Here is a 21,261-nt window from a genome sequence, read left to right as displayed (position 1 = left end):
TAAAGAAAAAGAAAGTCTAGTGAAAATTAGATAAATAAAAAAGTGGACATAAAAATTAGCTTCTGCACAATGAACTAAATTAGTTCATTGTGCAGAAGCCAATTTTATTAGTAAAGTATTTATTAACTCTTTAATTTTTTAACTCTTCTACAGCTTTTCTTGTTATTCTAAGCTTTTCTTCTACTTCTCTCAAATTATTTCTTGCCATTCCTATAAATAGCATATCTATTATTGCAAGCTGTGATATTCTTGAACTCATAGCACCTTCTCTTAAAGATTTTTCTACAAATGGGACATGTAGAACTATATCTGATATACTGGCTAATGTATTATTTATACTAGCCTTTGTAATCGATATAACAGGAACGTCACTTTTTTTAGCATTTTCAATGCATCTAATAACTTCTTTTGTTTCTCCAGAATAAGATATAGCTATTGCCACATCTCCTTTTTCCATAAGAGCAGAAGAAGTCATCTGAAGATGGGTATCAGTATGAGAAATACATCTCTTATTTATTCTACTTAACTTATAATAAAAATCCAAACCTACTAAATTAGAAACACCTACACTAAATATATATATATTTTTAGCTTTATTAAGTACATTTATAGCTTTTTCTAGTTGGTCTTCTTTTAAAGTCCCCACTGTTTGATTTACTATTGAATCTATAGATCTTTTTATTCCATGGATTATATTTTTTGTAGATAAATCACCCTCTAAATATTCAAAATCTGAAGCCTTCTCATGATTTTTTATATTTAATGACAATTGCAACTTCATTTCATTTAAAGTATCAAAACCTATTTTTTTAGAGAATCTAACAACTGTTGGAGCTGATGTATTTGTAATATCTCCAATCTCCTTTGCTGACATACCTATAATGCTTTTTTTATTACTAAGTAAATATTCAGCTATTAGCTTTTCCCTATCTGTAAAACTATCATAATTTTGTTTAATATACTGCAATACGTTCATCATTAACACCTTACTACTCTTTCATCAGCTTATTTATTGACTATATTAAAGTTAAATTTTTTACCACCATGTATATATTTTAATAAATAAATATCTTTTTGTAAAACAGAAGCTACTATATTTGTTCTAAAATCTTCACTTTGATTTATTTTTAATATTTGAAGTTCTCCCATATATCTCATATAGTTCTTATTGTCTATTGAAATATCTCCATATTCTTTACTAGTTGTATTAAAAGGTTCTATAGTGTCACCATTTAATAGCAATCTACTTTCACTTGCCCTTATAGCATCTCTAGCTTCATCTGTTCTTGCTGTATAGGTTTCACTTAGAAGTCTAATTATGACTTCACTATTAGTCTTTACATTTATATCTAATTCTATAACTTCAGGATCTAAATTTGCTAAGTCTTTTAGTTCATCTATACTTGGAAGAGAATCTCCTATAAACACTGATTTGTTTCCTAGTGCAAATAAGTGATTAGCAGCATCCCTTACCCCTACTCCTCTATGATCTTCAAGAGTTGGTAAGCCATCTTTTAATGGACTTCTTTTTCTATTATTTGACTGTACAAATGCACAAGGTTTTATTCCTCTTTTGCTAAGAATACTATTTTTATCTACCATACACTCTTCAGAAATACCTGTTCCAATTCTTGGATAAAAGTTATGCAATGCATCTACATTACTATAATTAGGAGAGTATTTATCAAGTTCATTAAAGAATTCTTCAGTTATAGTTGATGCATTTAATTGAATTTTAATTCCATATTTATTGTTACTCATTTTAGCGATTTCTTCTTCACTGTAGCCAAAGTCTATCCTTATAGTTTTAACTCCCAGATCCCTTAGTCCTTTTAAGTCCATATCTTCCAAATCTAAAAATTTAAAAGTGTTAGGTGATATATCACTTATTATATCCATGTCATAGTTTTTAGCTATATCGAAAAATTCTTTAACTTCTTTTTTCAAAACTTCATAATTAGCTTCTGGTATATGAAGAGATGTAAATATTCTAGTAAATCCAAGTTCATGTGCATCTTTTAATAATTGAATATTTTCTTCTTTAGTATTATCAAGTCCAAAATAAACTGAAAATCCATAACTCATATTAATCCTCTCCTTAATTAACTTATTTTTATAATTAATGTTATTTTTTAATGTAAATATCTCTTAAAATTAACTTATAAAAAATCAGGCATATTAAGAAACCTATCCTAATATGCCTACTATTTTATATAAATACAAACATTTTACTTATTAAAATTATTGCTTATATCATTTAGCACTTTAGGATACATTTCTCGCCATGTTGGCCAAGAGTGAGTTCCTTGATTTTGTAGCTCATATTTAACATCAAATCCAGAATCTCTAGCATAAGAAACAAAATTTTCAATATTATCATAAGATATTACTTCATCATCTTCTCCATGATATAAAAAAATATTTATATCCTTTGATTTAACTTCTCTAATTAAGTTTTTATAAGAATTTTCATAATACTTTTCTACTAATGGACTTCCATAAATGATATTATTTTCTTCTATAGTATCCCAAATAGCCGGTGACATTAATCCAACTGAATCAAATTTATTACTATTGCTTAATGCTATATTTAATGATCCAAAACCGCCCATAGAAATCCCAGCTATCGCTCTATTACTCTTATTATTTAACGTTCTATATTTAGAATCTATTAATGGAATTAAATCATTGACTATTGCACTTTTCATTTTGAATGTTGGCCCATCTACATAAAAACTATTAAATCCATCTATAAACACAACTATCATAGGTTTAATCTCTTTATTAGTTATTAAATTATCTAATATTGATTTTGAATCTATTCTAGTTTCATCAATTGTATTAGTAATATTTCCACCCCATCCATGTAAAACATAAAGTACAGGATACTTTTTATCTAAATTTTCCACATATTCTTCAGGAAGGTAAACTCCATAGTTCCAATGTATTTTCATTGTATTAGACCATTGAGTATCTGCTATTACCTGAGATGTCTTATCCTCAACTTTTATTTGATCTTCTTTTACTTGTTCTTCGGCTTTTAGATTATTATTCATTTCACACCTTCCTTTTCACTTTTCTTAAAGTAAAGTGTAGAAATTAAGCAACACCCAATTACCTTTAGTAACTAAGACTCACATAATATCTACACTTATTGTTTAATTATTTCTATATTATTCTACTGGATCTTCAAATCCAAGCATCTCTGTAAATAAATATCCTGCTACATATGATGTAATTACTCCAATTAAGAATACAAACATTTTTCCATCTGCTATTAATAATGCTAGAGGTAATCCTGATACTCCCATAGCCACTGCTCCAACCTTGAAGATTGCCATTACTGCTCCACCAACTCCAGCTCCTAAACAAGCTCCTAAGAATGGTTTTCCTAGTGGTAATGTTACACCATATATTAATGGTTCCCCAATTCCTAAGAATCCTGGAACTAGTCCATTTTTAGCAGTTTTCTTTAATCTTTCATTTTTTGTTCTTCTAAGCACTGCTATAGTTGCTCCAACTTGAGCCATACCTGCTGTTGCTAATATAGGAAGTAATACTGTATATCCTGCAGTAGCTATTAAATCGGCATGTATTGGAGTTAATGCTTGGTGCATTCCTGTCATAACTAATGGTAAGAATAATGCCCCTGAAACTGCTCCTGAAATAACTGAAACAAATGTATTATCTGATGCTATTGTTTGTGCAACTACCATACCAATTGTATCTGAAATAAATCCACCTACTGGTTGAAGTATAAATAATGCTGCTAACACTGATAATGTTAAAGTTACTAAAGGTGTTACAAATAAATCTAATACATCTGGTACAAACTTTCTACAAGCTTTTTCAATGAAAACAGCTAGTAAAACTACTAATATAACTGAAATAACTCCTCCACGACCTGGTGTTAAAGCTTTTCCAAATAAATTAATATTTGCTAGTGCTCCTGATGAAAGAATACCACCTAGTACTCCACCCATCATAGGCATTTGTGAACCAAACTCTTTAGCTGCATTTACACCAACTAAAACTGATAATACTGAGAATACTCCACCACCTATAAGCCCAATTATTTGGGATGCTGTAGTTGTTTTATAAACATCACCAAAATAAACATTACAAATATTATTAACTGCAAGAACTAAACCACATGCTACGAATAAAGGTATTAATGGAATAAATATATTTCCAAGCTTTCTAAGTCCATTTTTAAAACCTGTATTATTTTTTTCTTTTAATTTTGCTTTTGTAGCTTTAAGTGCATCTTCGCCTAAAAGTATAGGCTTTCCAACAATTTTACTCACTTCATCAGTCACTTTATTAACTTTTCCTGGTCCATATATTACTTGTAGTTGACCGTCTGCTTTAACTACTCCTAAAGATCCTTCTAACTTTTTAATTTTTTCTATATCAGCCTTTGAATAATCTTTAAGTTCTAATCTACAACGAGTCATACAATTAGCTACAGACTGTATATTGTCTTTTCCACCTACTAATTCTACCAAATTTTGAGCAATTTCTTGATTTGTCATTCTCAATTCCTCCCACATTTTTTAATTTTAACTTATTCTTCTAAATACCCTTTAATTGTTGTTCTAAATACCCTTTAATTATTGCTTTAAATACCCTTTAATGCTTCAGCTATATACCCGTTTTTATCATCCAATATATTCTTAGCTTGGTTTTTATCAAGCTTTGATAATATCATAAATATTGAAAGTTTAACATCAAACTCTGTTTCATTTAATGTTTTTTCTACTTCTTCCCTATCTGCTCCAGTAGCTTCACAAACTATTTTTTTTGATCTTTCAACTAGTTTTTCATTAGTAGCTTTTACATCTACCATTAAGTTACCGTAAACTTTTCCAAGTTTTATCATGGCTCCTGTAGATAACATATTTAAAACCAACTTTTGAGCTGTTCCAGATTTTAATCTAGTTGAGCCCGTAATTACTTCAGGTCCTACTACTGGTGCTATTGAAATCTTAGCTGCTTTTGAAACTTCTGAATTTGCATTACATGTAACTGATACTGTTAAAGCACCTATTTCATTTGCATAATTTAATCCACCTATTACATAAGGTGTTCTACCTGATGCAGCTAGTCCAACTACTGTATCATTTTCGTTTAGTTTCTTTAACTTTAAATCCTCAACAGCTAATTCCTTAGAATCTTCTGCTCCTTCTTTTGCTCTAAATATAGCTTCTGTTCCCCCTGCTATAATCCCTTGAACTACTTCTTCTGAAACTCCATATGTTGGAGGACATTCAGACGCATCTAATATTCCAAGTCTTCCTGAGGTTCCAGCTCCTATATAAATTAATCTTCCTCCTTTATGCATTCCTTCTACTATTCCATTTATAGCTTCTGCTATTTTAGGTAATTCCTTTTCAACAGCTTCTGCAACTTTTTTATCTTCATCGTTAATCTTTTTAAGCATTTCTAAGGTTGAAACCTTGTCTATGTCTATGGTATTTGGGTTTCTACTCTCTGTTGTTAAATTTTCTAAGTCTATTTTATTCATATAAATACCTCCAAAATAAAGTATGCCTACCAGTGCATTTGACTACGTTTTCACTTTAATATTATATTACCATATTTGAAACAATATTTCAACGCCTTTATTCAAATTCCTTATTTCATTTCATTGGATTTGTTTTATTCTTATTAGTTATTTCATTAATTCAATATTTCTATATTAAATTTATAACTTATTACTTTATATCTTTAATTTGCAAATAATTTTGAACAGTAAAAGAGACTGTTCAAAATCAACTAACCAAGTCAATTTTATAACAGTCTCTTTTATTCTTATTATAAAATTTAAATATCTATTCTTTTACTACATAAGTATCTGCAATAGTACACTTGCTACTATTAACATCAAAGCTCCACATATACGAGTTGCTATTTGTGCAAATGGTATTAATTCCATTCTATTCGCTGCTGATAGTACTGCTACGTCTCCTGTACCTCCCATATTAGTTGTACAAAGACCTGCAGTTAGTGATGATTCTATTGGATAGAATCCAACTAGCTTTCCACCTACTCCAGCTCCTATAGTTACACCTGCAATAACTACAAATACAAGAACTAAGTATAAAGGACTTATTGATTCTGCAACAGCTTTTAAATCTATCATTGAAATACCTATTCCAACTAGAAGAGCACTTGTTAAATTTGTCATTACAAATTGTCCCCATTGCTGAGCTGCTTGCTCAAATTTCTTTGGCAATATTCCAAGTATCTTAGCTGCCGCAACACCTATTATCATCCAAGCATATGCATGAATTGAAGGAATTAACTTACCAACTATTGTACCAAAAGTAAAGAAAGTCATTGCTAATAATAATCCCATTCCTAACATTTTAAGATCTAGTTTATTCTCTGTCTTTTCTTCCAAATCTCCTGAATCACTTTTCATTAGTTTTCCATTACCAGTCCAATTTGGTTTTACTGTAGCTACTCTTCCTAATACACCAGCCATTATTATAGCCATAACATTTCCTAATGTTGATGCAGGTATCATTACAGAAAGCATCTGTGAAACATCAGTTCCTAACGCTTGTGAATACATATTAGATAAAGGTATAACACCAGCACCCATTCCGCCACCCATCATAGGTATTGCAATAAACATTATAGCTTCTTTAAATCCATATCCTAAAAGTGCTCCAGCTGTTCCAACTAATAATAATGCAACTGTTATAGAAGCTACTGCTACTGGTAAGAATCTAACAGATGCCTTTATTAATAGTTTTCTTCCCATTCCTAATATACTACCTGTTATTAAGGCAGCTATATAAAAATTTAAAAATCCAAAATCATTCATAAAACTGTTTACATTTGATATAACACTTTCAGGTATTAGGTTAAAGGTTACTAATGCAGCTGATGCAAATATAGCAACTATTGCACCTCCACCTAAATAAGTCCTAACAATAGGAGTCCTATTTCCTATTTCATTGAATAAAGCACCTAAAACCATCATTATAGATAGAGCTCCAACTATTCCACTTGGTAAGTACCCCATAACTGTGGCCCCTAGTATTACTGTTGCTACCCCTAAAAATGCTAGTAATGGCATTCCCATTATTTCTATTTTCTTTTTTTCAGTAGCTTGACTTGAGTTTTTATTTAATATGCCTTGCATAATATATCCCCCTAATTGTTTTTATATTCTAGCTATTCCTGTTTCTTTAGCAACTCTAGCAACCTCTTTTGCCACAACTTCAGCTACTCTACTATCAAAAGCTCCTGGAATTATATACTCTTCATTTAGCTCTTCATCAGTTATAATGCTTGCTATAGCCTTTGCAGCTGCTATTTTCATTTCTTCTGTTATATCTGTAGCTCTAACATCTAAAGCTCCTCTAAATATTCCTGGAAATACAAGAACATTATTAATTTGATTAGGGAAATCTGATCTTCCTGTTGCTATTACTCTAGCTCCACCTTTTTTAGCTTCTTCTGGCATAATTTCTGGAATTGGATTTGCCATAGCAAATACTATTGCATCTTTATTCATTGTTGAAACCATTTCTGCATCCATAACATTTGGTGCTGAAACTCCTATAAATACATCTTTCCCCTTTATTATTTCCTTTAATGGTCCTTTTTCATTATTCTTATTTGTAACTAAAGCCATTTGAGCTTGTGCTTCATTCATCCATTCTTCTCCAACAGCAACTGCTCCTTGAATATTTACAAGAATAGCATTTCCTACTCCTAATTGTAGAAGTAATTTGCATATAGATATACCTGCTGAGCCTGCACCATTTATAACTACTTCTGTATCTTTAATATCTTTTCCTACAAGCTTTAAAGCATTTATTAATCCTGCAGCTACTACTATTGCAGTTCCATGCTGATCATCATGAAAAACTGGTATATCTAATTCTTCCTTTAATCTTCTTTCTATTTCAAAACACCTTGGTGCTGATATATCTTCTAAATTTATTCCTCCAAATGTAGGTGCTAAATATTTAACTGTCTTAATTATTTCTTCTACATCCTTTGTATCTAAACAAATAGGAAAAGCATCAACCCCAGCAAATTCTTTGAATAATATAGCTTTACCTTCCATAACTGGCATTGCCGCTTCTGGTCCAATATCTCCTAAGCCTAAAACTGCTGTTCCATCTGAAACTACTGCAACTAAATTTCCTTTTGCTGTATATCTATATACATCTTCTTTATTTGCACTTATCTTTCTACATGGCTCTGCAACTCCTGGTGTATAAGCTGTACTTAATTCTTCTCTATTAGTTACTCTTACCTTTGAAAGTACACCCACCTTACCTTTGTTATTTTCATGCATTTCTAAACTTAATTTGTTATAATCCATAATATTCATCTCCTAAAGGTTAATTTGTTTTCTTGATATTATTCTACTGCTAACGTTTTCAAATTTATACTTTTAATAAGTATTGAAAACCTTTTGTAAGTAAAGTACATGTTAAAGATTTAACTAAAATTTATAGATTTTAAAATAATTCTACTATTTTTTTATATAATAAATGAACTTCTTAACATTAATTATGTTTTCACTTTAACAATAATATATGTATCTAAAATATATTTTTTTTAATTTTTCAAGTTATAATAACTAAATTAGTGCTCTTATAAAAACTAAAAAGAGTGGATTATTACACCACTCTAATAAATCATCCTACATATTCCATTTATACTTTATACTAGGTCTTCCTCCTGTTTCATAGTCTATTTCACTAGTTATTTCTTTTATTTCCATCATGTAATTCATATACCTTCTTATGGTAACTCTTGATAATCCTAAGCTATCAGCTATTTCCTCACTGGTATATAGTTTGTTTTTATTATTCTCCATAAAGCTTCTAACATTTTTTAATGTTTTTTCTTGAAGTCCTTTTTTTATATTACAACTATTTAAATTTATACTATTGCCAATAATTTTATCTATTTCCCCTTGATTTAATTTATTATTGGTATTAAACATTTTATACTTTTCAAGAAACTTATTTATTGCTTCAATAAATCGATTATATTCAAATGGCTTTATTAAGTAATCTATAATTCCTAGTCTTAAAACTTCATCTATATTTCTGCTTTCATGTTCTGCTGTAACCATTATTACTTCTGTATTAATTTCTCTTCTTCTTATTTCTTTTAATAACTCTATGCCTGTTAATTTTGGCATATAAACATCTAGAATAACAAGATCTATATTATTTCTATTTAAAATTTCTAGTGCGTCTTTTCCATTATTACATATCCTTACAACTGTAAGCTCCTGAAAGTCTTGTATATATCTTTTATTAATATCAGCAACCATTGGATCATCTTCTACTATCAAAACCTTAATCATATTATTTCTCCCCACCTATTCTTATAGTAAAACAAGTTCCTACTCCTTCTTCAGTTTCTAAATTTATTTCTCCCCCAACACTATCTACTATTTCTTTTATTAAATACATACCTATTCCAGTATTTTTTTTCTTTGTAGAGAATCCTCTTTTATATAAAGATAGTTTATGTTCTTCTCTAATCCCCATACCTGTATCATCAACCATTATTATTAAGGATTTAGCATCTTCTGAAATAAGTAAATTTATTTCTTTTATTTCATCATCTTTTTCATTTATTGAGTCTATGGAATTTTCTAGTAAATTTCCTACTATAGTCACTAATGAATTACGATTTAAAAGCTTATTATCTCTATTTAAGCAACTATTATTATACAGTCTTAGCTTTATTCCTAGTTCTTTAGCTCTACTCATTTTTCCTAGTATTAATGCTGCTACTGTAGGCTCTTCTATTTGGTTCATAACAAGACTTACTACTTCTCTCTGATCTTCTGTTATATCAACTATGTATCTTTTGGCATCTTCTATTCTATCTATTTGTATAAGTCCTAATATTATATGAAGCTTATTCATAAATTCATGAGTATTAGCTCTTAAAGCATCTATTATTTGATTTACTCCTGTTAGTTGTTCTGCAAGCCTAGTTACCTCAGTTTTATTTCTAAATATAGCTACAGCTCCCATAACTTTATCATTTTCTCTTATTAATATTCTATTACTTATAATTACCTTGTCATTTATTATCATATCTTTATTGTATTGGCTTTCCTTATCTTTAATAACGTTTATTAACTCTGTCTTAGGAAATACATCAATTATATATTTTCCTTCTGGATTCTTTTCTTCTATATCTAGCATGTTAATAGCAGCGTTATTAAAAAGTGTTACTATTCCTTCATGATTAATAGCTATTATCCCTTCTTCTAGCGTAGATAAAACTTCTTCTCTTTGTAAATACATTTTAGCAAATTCTTCTGGCTCGTGACCAAGTAATGACATCTTTATATTTCTAGAAAGATACATAGATACTATTATAGTTATACTGCATAAAAACCCAGCTACCATTATATATATACTAAGTATATCTATTTTAAGCTTATTTAAATTTTTAAGAAGAGTACTAGTCATAACAAAGCCTATTTGATTACCATTTTTATCTTTTATTGGAGCAAAAGCTCTTTTTTGATTTCCTAAAGTCCCTTTAGCTTCAGATATATAACTTTCCCCATTAGTTAATACTCTCTCCTCATCACCTCCAGTAAATGACTGCCCTATCTTTTCTTTATCTGGGTGATAATATCGTTTACCATTATTATCTGCAATAACAATAATATCAACATCATTTAACTTTGGTATTAAATCATCTATATATGTAATCAAATTATCCTTTACTTCATTATTTATTAAAGAATCTCTAACCATGTCTGATTTAGAAAGCATTTCAGAAACATTTTTTATATTGCTTGTAATATTTCTTTCTAATATGTTTACACTTAACATCAATGTTATGATTACTGTTACTGTTATTGCAATAGTTATTAATGTAACATTTATAAATGTTATTTTTCCTTTAAGAGATGCGCTTTTCTTCTTATTTATTTGCATATTCTCCCCTCTTTAACATATTTTATTTCATTTTAAATACCCTATGATGTAGACTTTACTATAGTATTGTCTAAATTCATAGGGTAACTTTTAAATATTAATATCTATCATTATTCTTAATTTCGATATTAAATATTAAAGAATTCTGTAAATAATTTTATTGTATAGTAGTTATCTTCTACTGCTGCTAATTCCCTTATTGAATGCATTGAAAGTAATGGTGCACCCATATCCATAACTGGAATAGTTAAGTTAGCTGAAGTTATTGGACCTATAGTTGTTCCACCTCTTACGTCAGATCTATTAAAGAACTTTTGATATGGAACTTCTGCAGATGCACAAAGGCCTTCAAAAATAGCTGCATTATAGCTATCTGTACTATAGCTTCCAGATGCTGCACTCTTTAATACTGGGCCTCCTCCTAAAACTGGTCTGTTAGTTGGATCATGCTTTTCTTCTGCATTTGGATGAACTGCATGAGCTAAATCTGCTGATATCATTATTGAATTTGATAAAGCTCTATGGAATCCTTGTCTATCTTTTCCTAATGCTAGAGTTATTCTTTCTAAAATATTTAATAATAGCATTGAATTAGCTCCTTGAGCTGTAAGACTTCCTGTCTCTTCATTATCTATACAAACCATAACTTTAGTAAAGGTATTTACTTTACTATCTATTAACGCTTGAATACCTGTATAAACCATCCACATATCATCAAGTCTTCCTGAGGATATGAATTCTTCATTTAATCCTGTTAAGCATCCCTTTTCAATTTCATATAACCCTAAATCAAATCCTAATATTTCTTCTGAAGAAACATTTAGCTCTTCTGCTAAGAGCTTAACTAAATTTCCATTTTTCTCAAACTTTTCATTTATTAAGCTTAATAATGGCAATGTATCCTTTTGTCTATTTATATTAAAGCCTTCGTTTACTGTTCTATTCATATGAATTGCAACACTTGGTATTATAAGAATTGGTTTATTAATATTTACAAGCTTTGTCTCTGGCTTAATAGCTGATTTTCCTTTTACAGTTACTTTTCCTGCTAATCCTAAAGGTCTATCAAACCATGTATAAAGAATTGGTCCCCCATAAACTTCAGTATTTAGCTTTAAATACTTTCCTTCTGAAACCATCTCTGGATTTGCTTTTATTCTAAAGCCTGGTGAATCAGTGTGTGCTCCTATTAATCTAAATCCGTCTTTATCAATCTCTCCATTACCAACTGTAAAAGAAATAAGCGCAGAATCATTTTTTATAACATAATACTTACCTGTTTTTTGTAAGTTCCATTCTTCACTTTCTTTTATTTCACTAAAACCATTTAAATCCAATCTTTCTTTAATAGTTTTAACTGAATGATATGCTGTTGGACTTTTATATAAAAAGTCTATTAAATCTAATGCTAATTCTTTTTTCATTTCAATTCCTCCTAAATTAAGACTATTAATATTATACCATATTTATAAAATTTTCTTATTATTTATAAAATTAATTATAATTGAATTTAGTAAATTTTAGTATATAATAGTGATTATATCTATTTTGAATAGATATATATTTTCCATGAAACAATATTAAATAGATAGGAGTGATACGGTGATTGCTAATTTTTTAGTTAAATCTTTCATAAAAAATAATGAAGATACAAAAAATCAAAAAGTTCGTAATGCTTATGGAACCTTAGGTGGAATTATAGGAGTTATAATAAACGTTATTTTATTTTTAATTAAATTTTCAGTAGGTATGTTGGTTGGATCAATTGCTGTTTCAGCTGATGCATTTAACAATTTATCTGATGCAGCTTCTTCAATAATAACCATAGTTGGATTTAAAATGGCAAGTAAACCTGCTGATGCTGAACATCCTTTTGGACATGGTAGAATAGAATATTTATCTGCACTATTAGTTGCCTTCATGGTAATGCTTGTTGGATTACAGTTTATAAAATCTTCAATAGAAAGAATTTTAAACCCTCAAGCAATAACCTTTGAAATAGTTCCATTTATACTACTTTTAGTATCAATTGGATTTAAAATATGGTTATCATCTTTTAATAAATTTATAGGTAATAAAATAAATTCTTCTGCTTTAAAAGCTTCTGCTGCAGATGCAATGGGTGATGTTTTCACATCTAGTACAGTTGTAATATCATTTTTAATTGCTAAATTTACAACACTTCCTATAGACGGATATATAGGTGTGTTTGTTGCATTAGCAATCTTATATGCAGGTTTTCAAATAGTAAAAGAAACATTAAATCCATTGCTTGGAGAGGCTCCAGATCCTGAACTTGTAAATGAGATATGTGAAAAAGTATTATCTTATCCTAATATTTCAGGAGTACACGATCTTATAGTTCATAATTATGGGCCTGGTAGAATAATTGCTTCTTTACATGCTGAAATTCCTTCAGATATAGATATAATGGAAATTCATAATGTAATAGATAAAGCTGAAAGAGAAATTTCAAAAGATCTTAATTTACATTTAGTAATACACATGGATCCTATTTGTGTTATTACAGATGAAATTAAAGAAACTTGGGACTTCGTAGAAAAAGTTCTTAGAAAATATCCAGAAATAAAATCGATGCATGATTTTAGAATAGTTGGTGAAGGTGAGATTAAAAACCTAATATTTGATATAGTTTTATCTTCAGCTGATTCTGGTAATAAAAAAGATCAAGAAAAAATGCTATCAAGCATTAAATCTTCTATAAAGAAAGAACATCCACAATATAACTGTGTTATAACAGTTGATTATGACTTTATGTAATACAATAAATTTTAAAGAGTTAAAGAATTAAAGAATTTGATAAATTCTTTTATAATTCTTTAACTCTTTCATTTTTTAACCCTTTAACTATTCTTCCTCATGTTTTCTATAAATTCTTCTGTTTTTTCATTTCCTGACTTTATAAATGCTAGTAGGCAAGCTCCCAAGTCTGGTGATAATTGTGGTTCCACTAGTTTAACATTGTATCCCTTTAATATGTTTCTCAATGGATTAAGTATTAAATCCCCACAATTAAATACTCCACCTGTATAAGAAACTTTTATCTCATCTTTTTTATCATAGTTCTTTAATAAAGCTTTTATCATTTCTCCAATTTCTATTGCTGCTTCATTAAATATTGCTATTGCTCCTTCATCCCCGCTTTGGGCTGCATCTGAGCATAATTTAGCGAGCTTAGCTATCTCGCCTCTATCACCTTTTATCTTTTCATTTACATAAGAAACTATTTCATAATCACTATTTAAGCTTAAATTACTTTTAAATATTTCATATAAAGGAGCCTTATCTAACCTTCCATCACTTTGCTTGCTAAATAATGCTAGTGACTTTTTACCTATCCAATAAGCAGATCCTTCATCCCCTATTGAATATCCCCATCCACCGCATCTTAACACTTTCTCATCTTTTAAAGCCAACACTATGGATCCTGTTCCTGAAACAACATTTATTCCATCTTCTCCAACTAAAGCTCCTGCTATTGCAACTCTTACATCATTATTTAGAATATAATCCATTCCAGCAAATACTTTAGAAACAACTTCACTTATTTTATCTGCAATTTCTTTAACTATCCCATATCCAGCTAGCCCTAAATAACTTTTTGAAATTTGCTCTTTAGAAATATTACTAGACTCCATTATTTCTTTTAGTCCATCTCTTAATAATATTTCCAAATTATCAAAGCCTATTTGAGTTGGGTGACAAGTTCCCTTTATAACCTTGCTAATAACATTACCATCTTTATTTATTAAAGTGAAACAGGTTTTAGTGCCTCCTCCATCTATCCCTAAAAAATACATAAATTGTCCTCCAATTATTTAATTAAGTTGAAGTTGAATTTTTGCCATGGTTTTATATAGTCTAGAATAAATATTTCCTCTTCCTTAATATGTCCTACAACATTTGATTTGCCACTGTTAAGCATATCTGATAAAGCAATTTGTAGTTCTCCAGCATAATGACCATATTCACTACTTTCTATTACTATATCACCTTTCTTAATTATTTCTGGCGCATTAAATAATTTAAAGTCATGTCCTTTATACTTAACTCTACTTTGAGTAGATCTAATTAAATTATCTGAGAAATCTCCACGATTAAAATGTCTTTCTTCAAATAATATTTTTCTCTCTATTTCTGGAGTTGATTCTTCAAGATAAACATCGAAAGTAACCATATCTTTTCTCATAGAGCCTAGCTTTTTCATTTCTTCTTCTGTTGGATAGCAATTTGATATTATTATATCGTTTATATTGCCTAATGCTATTAAGTGCTTAGCTTGAACTTCTATTGGTAAATTACGATGTAATTCTAAAGTTGGAAGTCCATCTGCAACAGGCCATGGACCAAATGTTCCTTCATTTTGACTTGTTATAAATGCAGCTGTTCTTAATCCATGCTTATTAACTTTTTCTGTACATTTCATAAAATGATCAAAATTTAATCCGCTATATCTATGTGGATAAAAATTATGACAAGCAATTAAGTTATCTTTATTAGGCATATAATCCATTATTGTATCTATATAATGAGTATTAATACTCATATTGATTTCAATTTTAAGATTTTCATCATTAAATGTCATTAATGACTCTTCTGAACCTGTGAATCCCATATCTAGTCTTAAGCCATCTGCCCCAATTTCCTTAAAGAAACTTAGGTCTTTATAGCTTATACCTAACTCATTAAAGACTCTTGGACTAACATCAACTATTATTTCAAAGCCCTTTGATTTTGCGTATTCATTTGTCTTTCTAAATTTATTAGCTATATTTTCTTTAGTATCATTTACTGAAAGTAGACAGGAAAATATTCTGCTAAATCCGTTTTCACTTGCTATATCTATATATTTGTATATTTCTTCCTCTGTAGTTTTTTCTTGATAAATTGATATTCCTAATTTTCCCATAATATTCACCTCTAACTTTAGTTTAAAATAAAGTGGTGAATTTCTTCACCACTTTTATAATTATTAATTTTATTGAGCTTGTTCGCCTTGTTCTTCTTGTAATAATTTCTTATCATACATCATAGCAAATGGATAGTACATTACTATTGATATTAAAATACAAATTATATTTAATACTGCCGCTCTCCAGTCTCCTCCTGTAGCTAGATAAGCTCCAATTGGTCCTGGTAACGTCCAAGGGGCAATCAATTGAACTCTATTGACCAATCCCCATGATGTAGCAAACCATGCTAAAGTACCTGTTACTAAAGGTGTAGTTATAAATGGTATAATTAATGTTGGATTTAATACTATTGGAGCACCAAATACTATTGGTTCATTTATATTAAATATACCTGGTACTAAAGCAGCTCTACCTATTGTCTTACCATAAGTAGATTTACTAAATATTGATAAAACTGTAATTAAACCTATAGTACATCCTGAACCCCCAATATATAAGAACCATTGGAAGAAAGGTTCTGCTGCTATTGCTGTTAAAGGAGCTCCAGCAGCTGCTGCAGCTGAGTTTTGTTCCAATAAAATTAACCATATTGGTCTTGCAATAGATCCAACTACTGATGCACCGTGAATACCAAATGACCAGAAGAAATCTTGTAAAATTGCTAATATCCAAACACTTGGTAAACTATCACTTGCAGATACAAGTGGAGCAACTATTTTTCCAATAAATCCATGCCAATCGAAATGAAGGTAATATGTTATAGATCCTATTAATAAAACTATAATTGCAGCTGGTGTTAAAGCTTCAAAACTTCTTGCAACAGATGCTGGAACTTGTTCAGGCATTGTAATCTTAAATCCACTCTTATTAGTAAATCTAAATATTTCAACTGCTAGTATTGATACTATAATACCAACGAACATTCCGCCTCCACCCATGTTTGCCATAGGCATTTGGAAACCTTGTGGTACTCCTTGATACCATTTTAAAAGATCTGCATTTCCTTTAACTATTTCCATTAATTCTGGAGTTAATGCAGCTGCACTCTTAGGAACAAGAGTTAAGAAAAATGCTGCTGCTGATAATGTACCACCAGTAACTCCATCAAGTTTATATGATCTAGCTAAACTATATCCTATACCCCAACATGCATATATTGTCATTATATACATTGTCATTCTAAATGGAAGCACTATAGTTGCTGCATTAGCTTTAAGAGTTTTGTAAATCCCCCAACTTTGTGGTAGCGGTGGATTCGCAAGTATTAAGAAAAATGATCCTACAATAATTAATGGTAATGTAGCTATAATACCATCACGCACAGCACGTAAATGACGTTGCTCTGCCAATTTTGCCATTGGAGTAGATAACTTCTTGTCCAAGAAATCAGCAAAATGATTCATAATTTAATTCCCCCTTAGATAATAAAATAAAAAATAATTATTATTTCAAACTTACATTTAGTTTAAATTAACTTTCTGCAAGTTCTTTAACTTGTTTAAGTAGTTTTGGACCACCTAGTGGACTATATGCTTGAGGTTGTATTAAAGCACATGGAACCTTTGCTTCATCTGCATATGCTTTTAAATAATCAAAACGGTGTCTTACTTGAGGAGCAACCATTGCTACATCATATCCAGCTTTAACTTCTTCCTCAAACTCTTGTGTACTTACAGCTTTCACTTCCATATCTACACCATTTTTTTCAGCTTCTTTTTTAAGTGCATTTACTGCTATAGCACTTGACATACCTTGTGAACATACAAATAATACTTTCATCATAAATAATACCTCCAATTTTTTATTAATAATTTCAACAATCATTAATATTTTTTTATAATATCTTTCTTAATTAATATTATAAATCGTTTTCAAGAAATATTCAATGTTTTCTTTCATTTTTTTTAAAATTTTATGAAATATAATTTCATATTTATATGAAAAACTTTAAATACAGCCATAGATAAGACATAATTCCCAATGAAAATGCAAAGAAAGCATAGCTTAACCAAAAAGACTTACAATATCCTTTTTTTGTTTCTATAAAATATCTTGAGTATGCAATAACAAAACTTGTTATAAATGTATTTCCTATTAACACCCCAAAATTAGTATTTACACCAAATATACTTAAAAACATTGGAAATATTATAGTTCCAACTACTCCACCTAAAAGTATCACTAAAGCACTTTTAAATCCAAAGGTTGGTATATTATAATCTGTTTTCTTAGCTCGCAACTCACTTGTAACAGAATTTCTTTTCATAAGCTTTAATACCTCCTTTTACTATAGACTTCATATATTTAAATTAATTACTTATCTGCTATCTTCTTATGTAACTTTATAATATGTTCTATTAATGTCTTAGCTTCAATAGCTGTCATTAAATGATCTTGAGCATGTACAAATAATACTGATACTTCAGTTTTTTCTCCTCTTGCTTCTGCTTGGATTATATCTGTTTGAATTTTATGAGCTTCTCCTAAACATACATCAGCTTCTTTTAATAGTTCTTCTGCTTTTTCAAAATCACCATTTTCAGCTGCCATTAAAGCTTCATATGCTAGTCCCTTAGCTGTACCACCTTGACTTATTATTTCGAAAATTATTAGTTCCATATTTTGTGCCATATATATTACCTCCTAATATAAGTTTTACGTTTACACTAAATCTTTTTCTTAGTATAATTATATTATACACTATTATTTTTTTATTTCAATATTTTTTTTATTTTTTGAAATTTTATTTTACAAAATGAGTATATTAATAAAAGAGTATAGAAATTCTACACTCTTTTATTCAAATTAATTATCAATACCATAGTACACTAATTTTTCTTTATACTTGTATAACTCTATTAAGTTTTTACTGTTTTTTTCAGCTTCCTCATAGTATGATATTATATCTCTTACCCCCTCGTAAAATCCTAAATGCACACTTTTTTTCAGCTTCCTTAATCCTTCATTTATAGCTTCTTCATTGTTATCTATTTTTCCCTCTATAATTTCAATTTTTCCTTTTATAAATACACTTTTACCCTGTTCCAACAAATAATTTTTTCCGCATATATTATCTATTAAATTTTTAAATTCACTTATATCTCTTCCTCTTTTATATAGATAATACTCTAAATTAGAATAAGCTTTAATATATCCTGTAGAAATTGACTTTAAATAATATTCAACTGCCTCTTCTTCATTTTTATTAATTAGACCTTCTTCTGCTAATTCACCTAATAAATTAAGAGCTTTACCTTTATTTAATACTAACAATTCTTCTATATATTTGTTTACAGTTTCATTACACACTTCTACACCAATTCCCTTAGCATGATAATATGCTAACTTTATATTTCCCTCAACTATGTTAATATCTCTTAATAAATAAGCTCCTTCTAATGCTTTTTTATAATCTTTATCTATTCCAATTCCTTTTTCATGAATTTCTATTATATTTAACAACGCTTCTGTATTATACTTTTCAGCAGCTTTTCTATACCAAATTATAGCTTCTTTTGAATTCGCTTTAACAAATACTCCATGTTTATACCAGTTTCCTAACTTTATCATTGCCTTTTCAGATCCCTTTTCTGCGGCTTTTATAAAATATTTGAATGCTTCTTCATTATTCTTTTCTACACATACTCCATAAACATGAAGTAATCCATAATAATATATTGCTTCTGTAACTTCATTATCCATAGCTTTAGTTATATATTGTAACAATTCTTCTTCATTTATATCTTTTTCATTTAATAAATCTAATAAATATTCACTTGCAAGAGCTTCTGCTGCATAATGAGATCCCTTTCTATAAGCTTTCTTCAAGTACTCTAAACCTTTTTCTCTATTCTCATTTAAATATGCAACCCCTATAACATATAAAGAGTGTGGATCTTCTCCTTCTGTAGCTAACTTCATATAGTATAATGCTTTTTTCTTATCCATCTCTACTCCTTCACCATTATAGTAGATTATACCTAGCCTTTGAGTAGATTTTAAATCCCCGTTATTATGACCTTTTAAATAATTCAATAATGCCATTTCAAAATTATTATCTTCTTCATATAATTTTCCTACTTTATAATACAATGCTATATTTCCTTCTTCTATACTTTTAAAGTATAGTGAAAATGCCTTTTCTTTATCTTCATCTACATATAAACCCCAATAATACATATCTCCTAGACTGTCTAAGCAATTTAGATCATTTTTTTCTGCTCCCTTTGATAAATAAAAGAAAGCTTTCTTATAGTCAGTTTCTATATGGGTTCCTTCTAAATATGATTGTCCTAAAACATAATAAGCGTCCTCAAAATCATTTTCTGCTGACTCCTCTAGCCAATAGTACGCTTTAAATATATTTTTTTCGCAACCCTCTCCGTTTTTATATAAATATGAAAGAGCATACTGAGCTGGTGCAAACCCATTTTCTGCAGCCTCTTTATACCACTTAAATGAGCATTCTAAATTTTGCTCTACCTCTTCCCCCGAAAAGTACATATATCCTAAAGAATATTGAGAAAATGGATTTCCTTTCAAAGCTGCTTTTTTATACCAATATAGTGCCTTGTCTATATCCTTCTCTCCACCATATCCTTTTTCAAAGAATAGTCCTAAATAACTTTCTGCATATTCACTTCCCTCTTCTGCTGCCTTTTCGAAATATTCTTTTGCTTTATAATAGTTCTTTCTAACATTTTTACCTAGATAATATAGTTCTCCAGCTAACAAATACTCTTCTACTGAACTATTTTCTTCTTCACCAATTTCTTCTTCGTATTCAGCTTCATCTAATAAATTTAATTCATCAAAATCGTCTACATGCTCTTCAACTTCATTATAATTTAAATATTTATCAAATATCTTTCTTTCATATTCACTTAGCCTATCATAAAATAATGAATAGTCTTCTTCACCACAATTTATAACTAACCAAACAGAAGCCTCATAAATTGCCTTTTGATCATATAATAATTCTGATAAATCTTTCTTTTTATCAACGTTTATTTCATAATCATTTAGCATATCTCCAATATAATATAAATCTTCTACATAATTTACTAGGTATTTCATAAGTTCATATGGAATTACGTCTTTTCTTGAAAGATATTTAATATTTTCTACTAATGAATTTTCACTGTTGTAAAATAACTTATTATTTAAATGTATTGTTATTATTATTTCTTTTATTGTTTTAATTAGTTTTAAGCATATATCTTCTAGATTTGTTTCTTCGTTTATCTTGTTTAAAATATAATATAAATCTTTAAATTCAAGTAATAAAAAACTAAAGTCAAATTTAAGTTTCATCATTCCCCCACAAACTCTATCTATTTAATTTCTTATTACTATTTTATTTAGTTGAAATTTAT

The 21,261-nt window shown here is 29.1% G+C and carries 18 protein-coding genes; 1 reads left to right on the top strand and 17 read right to left on the bottom strand.

Going from position 1 to position 21,261, the window contains the following annotated elements; genetic code table 11:
• Positions 1-130: 130 nt before the first annotated feature.
• From ACYUEX_RS00300 to ACYUEX_RS00255, 10 genes are all read right to left on the bottom strand, one after another.
• Entirely contained in the window at positions 131-979 is an 849-nt protein-coding gene (locus tag ACYUEX_RS00300; protein WP_411169728.1) for a MurR/RpiR family transcriptional regulator, read from the bottom strand.
• Between the two features lie 26 nt (positions 980-1,005).
• Entirely contained in the window at positions 1,006-2,085 is a 1,080-nt protein-coding gene (locus ACYUEX_RS00295; RefSeq protein ID WP_460286048.1) for a DUF871 domain-containing protein, read from the bottom strand.
• A gap of 143 nt (positions 2,086-2,228) precedes the next feature.
• Positions 2,229-3,056, bottom strand: coding sequence for an alpha/beta hydrolase (locus ACYUEX_RS00290; protein ID WP_460286047.1), 828 nt, complete (start codon positions 3,054-3,056; stop codon positions 2,229-2,231).
• A gap of 117 nt (positions 3,057-3,173) precedes the next feature.
• Complete coding sequence (locus tag ACYUEX_RS00285; RefSeq protein WP_460286046.1) at positions 3,174-4,535, bottom strand: PTS transporter subunit EIIC; 1,362 nt, start codon at positions 4,533-4,535, stop codon at positions 3,174-3,176.
• An 86-nt stretch (positions 4,536-4,621) separates the two neighbouring features.
• The gene (gene murQ, locus ACYUEX_RS00280) at positions 4,622-5,527 is read right to left on the bottom strand and encodes an N-acetylmuramic acid 6-phosphate etherase (RefSeq protein ID WP_460286044.1); all 906 of its coding nucleotides are present in this window, start codon (positions 5,525-5,527) and stop codon (positions 4,622-4,624) included.
• Positions 5,528-5,845: 318 nt separating this feature from the next.
• Positions 5,846-7,156, bottom strand: coding sequence for a 2-hydroxycarboxylate transporter family protein (locus ACYUEX_RS00275; RefSeq protein ID WP_460286043.1), 1,311 nt, complete (start codon positions 7,154-7,156; stop codon positions 5,846-5,848).
• 21 nt (positions 7,157-7,177) lie between these two features.
• Positions 7,178-8,350 (bottom strand): NAD(P)-dependent malic enzyme, encoded by a 1,173-nt coding sequence (locus ACYUEX_RS00270; protein WP_460286042.1) that lies wholly within the window; start codon positions 8,348-8,350, stop codon positions 7,178-7,180.
• Positions 8,351-8,674: 324 nt separating this feature from the next.
• On the bottom strand, positions 8,675-9,349 hold the full coding sequence (locus ACYUEX_RS00265; protein ID WP_460286041.1) for a response regulator: 675 nt from the start codon (positions 9,347-9,349) through the stop codon (positions 8,675-8,677).
• Between the two features lies 1 nt (position 9,350).
• Positions 9,351-10,952 (bottom strand): ATP-binding protein, encoded by a 1,602-nt coding sequence (locus tag ACYUEX_RS00260; RefSeq protein ID WP_460286040.1) that lies wholly within the window; start codon positions 10,950-10,952, stop codon positions 9,351-9,353.
• Positions 10,953-11,080: 128 nt separating this feature from the next.
• On the bottom strand, positions 11,081-12,376 hold the full coding sequence (locus ACYUEX_RS00255; protein WP_460286039.1) for a M18 family aminopeptidase: 1,296 nt from the start codon (positions 12,374-12,376) through the stop codon (positions 11,081-11,083).
• Positions 12,377-12,554: 178 nt separating this feature from the next.
• Here ACYUEX_RS00255 and ACYUEX_RS00250 point away from each other — a divergent pair, with 178 nt between their 5' ends.
• Entirely contained in the window at positions 12,555-13,733 is a 1,179-nt protein-coding gene (locus ACYUEX_RS00250; protein ID WP_411169718.1) for a cation diffusion facilitator family transporter, read from the top strand.
• Positions 13,734-13,816: 83 nt separating this feature from the next.
• Here the strand turns inward: ACYUEX_RS00250 and ACYUEX_RS00245 are convergent, their stop codons facing one another.
• The 7 genes from ACYUEX_RS00245 to ACYUEX_RS00215 form a co-directional block, all read right to left on the bottom strand.
• Complete coding sequence (locus ACYUEX_RS00245) at positions 13,817-14,773, bottom strand: N-acetylglucosamine kinase (protein ID WP_460286038.1); 957 nt, start codon at positions 14,771-14,773, stop codon at positions 13,817-13,819.
• A 14-nt stretch (positions 14,774-14,787) separates the two neighbouring features.
• Positions 14,788-15,882 carry a DUF871 domain-containing protein gene (locus tag ACYUEX_RS00240; protein ID WP_460286037.1) on the bottom strand — a complete coding sequence of 365 codons (1,095 nt, stop codon included), beginning with the start codon at positions 15,880-15,882 and terminating at the stop codon, positions 14,788-14,790.
• A gap of 69 nt (positions 15,883-15,951) precedes the next feature.
• Positions 15,952-17,289: a PTS sugar transporter subunit IIC gene (locus tag ACYUEX_RS00235; RefSeq protein ID WP_460286036.1), complete on the bottom strand. Its 1,338-nt coding sequence runs from the start codon at positions 17,287-17,289 to the stop codon at positions 15,952-15,954.
• 67 nt (positions 17,290-17,356) lie between these two features.
• Positions 17,357-17,665 (bottom strand): PTS sugar transporter subunit IIB, encoded by a 309-nt coding sequence (locus ACYUEX_RS00230; RefSeq protein WP_322412841.1) that lies wholly within the window; start codon positions 17,663-17,665, stop codon positions 17,357-17,359.
• 154 nt (positions 17,666-17,819) lie between these two features.
• Positions 17,820-18,152: a hypothetical protein gene (locus tag ACYUEX_RS00225; protein ID WP_411169714.1), complete on the bottom strand. Its 333-nt coding sequence runs from the start codon at positions 18,150-18,152 to the stop codon at positions 17,820-17,822.
• A gap of 47 nt (positions 18,153-18,199) precedes the next feature.
• The gene (locus ACYUEX_RS00220; protein ID WP_322388348.1) at positions 18,200-18,517 is read right to left on the bottom strand and encodes a PTS lactose/cellobiose transporter subunit IIA; all 318 of its coding nucleotides are present in this window, start codon (positions 18,515-18,517) and stop codon (positions 18,200-18,202) included.
• 174 nt (positions 18,518-18,691) lie between these two features.
• Positions 18,692-21,199 carry a tetratricopeptide repeat protein gene (locus tag ACYUEX_RS00215; RefSeq protein ID WP_460286035.1) on the bottom strand — a complete coding sequence of 836 codons (2,508 nt, stop codon included), beginning with the start codon at positions 21,197-21,199 and terminating at the stop codon, positions 18,692-18,694.
• Positions 21,200-21,261: the final 62 nt, after the last annotated feature.

It is taken from the genome of Clostridium sp. CTA-7, assembly GCF_054768095.1.
Note: the sequence above shows the minus strand (reverse complement) of the source record. Positions and strands in the feature narration are given on the sequence as shown.